This is a genomic window from Mesorhizobium sp. YR577 (genome assembly GCF_900116595.1).
GTDB lineage: Bacteria > Pseudomonadota > Alphaproteobacteria > Rhizobiales > Rhizobiaceae > Mesorhizobium_M.
On sequence record NZ_FPBI01000062.1, the window covers coordinates 1 to 2,793 of the forward strand.

3 protein-coding genes are annotated in these 2,793 nt (G+C 55.4%); all 3 read left to right on the top strand.

Annotated elements, in window-relative coordinates:
- Window positions 1–764 precede the first annotated feature (764 nt).
- The 3 genes from BM413_RS32285 (at window position 765) to arr (ending at window position 2,633) form a co-directional block, all read left to right on the top strand.
- The gene (locus tag BM413_RS32285; RefSeq protein WP_091918910.1) at window positions 765–1,418 is read left to right on the top strand and encodes a TerC family protein; all 654 of its coding nucleotides are present in this window, start codon (window positions 765–767) and stop codon (window positions 1,416–1,418) included.
- Window positions 1,419–1,693: 275 nt separating this feature from the next.
- On the top strand, window positions 1,694–1,924 hold the full coding sequence (locus BM413_RS32290; RefSeq protein ID WP_091918911.1) for a hypothetical protein: 231 nt from the start codon (window positions 1,694–1,696) through the stop codon (window positions 1,922–1,924).
- A gap of 286 nt (window positions 1,925–2,210) precedes the next feature.
- Window positions 2,211–2,633, top strand: coding sequence for an NAD(+)--rifampin ADP-ribosyltransferase (arr, locus tag BM413_RS32295; RefSeq protein ID WP_091918912.1), 423 nt, complete (start codon window positions 2,211–2,213; stop codon window positions 2,631–2,633).
- Window positions 2,634–2,793: the final 160 nt, after the last annotated feature.

Below are 2,793 nucleotides of genomic sequence, written 5' to 3' on the forward strand. Positions count from 1 at the left end.
TGGTCCGTGCCAGACCTCGCCGACCGAGGCATGAAAGGCACGATCACCATCAAATAGTCCGATGGAGTGGAGCCGACTTGCGGGCTATCCTGCACAGCAGGGAAGGAGAAATCCAGCTCATGGTCACATAGACCTCATTGGGCAAAAGGAACATGGTGATAGATGCCTTTGAACGGATTTGAATGTAAGCCCGCCGGCACAGGTCGAACGTGGCACCGACCACTCATTTCAGGAATCTAACAAACCAGATCGCCCACGTCGCGGAAAGGACCGGGCTTCGGCGAAGAGATATTGTCGATTGTCGCTGTTGCGAAGGAAGAGGCGGCAAATCCGCTTTCGAGGCGCTTCATTTGGGAGAGACGTTTCGCTTGGCCTCTCTTCAACTCGAAGGCCTCGTAATGCCTTAAGGATGATCGCCAGGCTCGAGAAAACGCAATCCATTAGGTGAGCTTCTAGGTCTAATGGCTCGACGCTGTGAAAAACAGACGCATGATCGAATAGGGAAACTGTAAGGGACAATTACTCCCTTGAAGTTTTTCTGACACGTGATTACACGTAACCTACCAGACCGGGCCCCTCTGACAGTTCCAATGAACTGTGATGTCGGACTGGAAGTCCAATTGGGTGGCCTGGTGTTCGTGGCAATCAATCGACCGTAGTAGTCCGACAGCAAGTGCACTCGGCACGGCAGGTGCGTTTGCGCTACGCTTAGCGACTCATAGGTCCCACAGCATGCGGTCGCCCACACACAACATGGGTGCCATATGAGCGAATTCTTAACCCCTGAAGCCCTTTCAGCCTTGCTTCAGGTCATCATGATCGACCTGGTTCTGGCAGGTGACAATGCGATCGTCATCGGACTTGCCGCCGCCGGCTTGCCAAAAGACCAGCGCGCCAAAGCCATTGTCATCGGAATCATCGCGGCGACGGTGCTGCGCATCGGCTTTGCAGCAGCCACGACCCAGCTCTTGCAGATCGTCGGGCTTCTGCTTGCCGGCGGTGTTCTCCTGCTCTGGGTCTGCTGGAAAATGTGGCGCGAGCTACGTGCCAACCACGCCGAGGAAATAGAAGCAAACGAGGCGCTGCAGAACCGCGATATCAACCTTGACGGCAAAGTTGCCGGAAAGGCCCCCCGCAAGACATTTGCGCAGGCGGCCTGGCAGATCGTCATCGCCGACGTGTCCATGTCCCTCGATAACGTGCTGGCTGTGGCGGGTGCTGCGCGCGAACACCCGGGCGTGCTGGTGTTCGGCCTGATCCTGTCTATCGCGCTCATGGGCCTGGCTGCGAGCTTTATAGCCCGCCTGCTCCAGCGTCATCGCTGGATCGCCTATGTCGGCCTGGCAGTCATCCTCTACGTTTCAGTGGAGATGATCTATCGCGGGATCAATGAAGTCTTGCCCTATCTGAATCTGTAAAGTCCTCTTCGGCTGGCGCAATGATAGTTGGTTGCGCCAGCTCTTTTGCGAGAACTAATTGTCTCGCGCATCCATTATGGATGCTCAGATTTCATCTGCAATTTCTATGCTTTGTGCTCGAAAAGTCACATATGATACAGTGCCTTTGATTTCCAGTGCGATACGTAAGTCAGCTTTCGGGCCTCGCGGTACGAGGTGGATGATGGACATCCGCGGTATTGCAGTAGGTCAATTTGTGGTAGCCGATCAGTTTAACTAGCGAAGGAGTACAAACCGTGAGCGAGCCGACCGTTGCCGAGGCGACCGACATTATTTATGCATCGCTCCAATCGGACAATGCTGACATCGATAAACATATAGCTGCCCTCAAGCTAGCCCTGACCAGAGAGGGTGCCAAAGAAGCAGTTTTCGACCCAACCAAGCTGGCACAAAACAACCGTTCGGGACGCAAGCTGATGCAGGCTTATTTTCGGCAGCGCGGCGTGAGCGTGAAGTTTTCAGCCTAGTAAGTGTTCGAGCGTTCTTCCGTGAATCCTTTACTGCCTGTGACAGCGTAATAGCACCTCGGTTCTGGCGAAAGCGAAACGCGAATCACCGCTCCAATTATTGCACAACGTCAATGGCAGGATGCAAACCGGCTTCGCCTTCCGTTTGCATCGGGGCAGGAAACGGAAGGTCTGGATTCGGGAAGCATATGCTAAGATCAGCCGTTCCGTTCGCGACCCGATCGCGAAGCTTGGCACCGCCTAGCTCACTGACTACAGGCAGATTCACAAGATAAGGACGATCACGATGGCCCAAGTGCTGGACGAGGGACCCTTCTTTCACGGGACAATCGCGGATTTGCGCGTGGGTAATTTCCTCACCGCAGGATACCGGTCGAACTATCGTCCTGAAGTGGTAATGAACCACATCTACTTCACTGCCATTGTGGACGGTGCCGGGCTTGCCGCTGAAATCGCGGTTGAACTCGCCGAAGGCGGCGCAGTCCCGCGTGTTTACGTCGTAGAGCCGACCGGGACATTCGAGAACGACCCGAACGTCACCGACAAGAAATTTCCCGGCAACCCCACTCGGTCGTATCGCAGCAGCGCGCCGCTCAAGGTCATTGGCGAAATCACGCATTGGACCAGATTGACGCCCGAAGCACTACAGGTGTGGAGAGAGCGACTGACCGCATTGCGCTCAGACGAACGAGGCGAAATCATCAACTGATGCGAGGCGACACGCATCTTGTGCTCATTACGCGATCGAATCGCTAAAAGGAGACGGTCAGCTTTCCTGAAGGTTTCTCGATGCGGGCCGCATCGCGATGTTCGCCGCCGGCGTTGGCGGCCCGCGTTGACAAACCTTGGAAGGAGGAAGCCGCGGGGGT

Bases quoted from the DNA above. Each gene is read 5' to 3' on its own strand.
- BM413_RS32285 (WP_091918910.1), top strand. From the start codon at position 765: ATGAGCGAATTCTTAACCCCTGAAGCCCTTTCAGCCTTGCTTCAGGTC.
- arr (WP_091918912.1), top strand. From the start codon at position 2,211: ATGGCCCAAGTGCTGGACGAGGGACCCTTCTTTCACGGGACAATCGCG.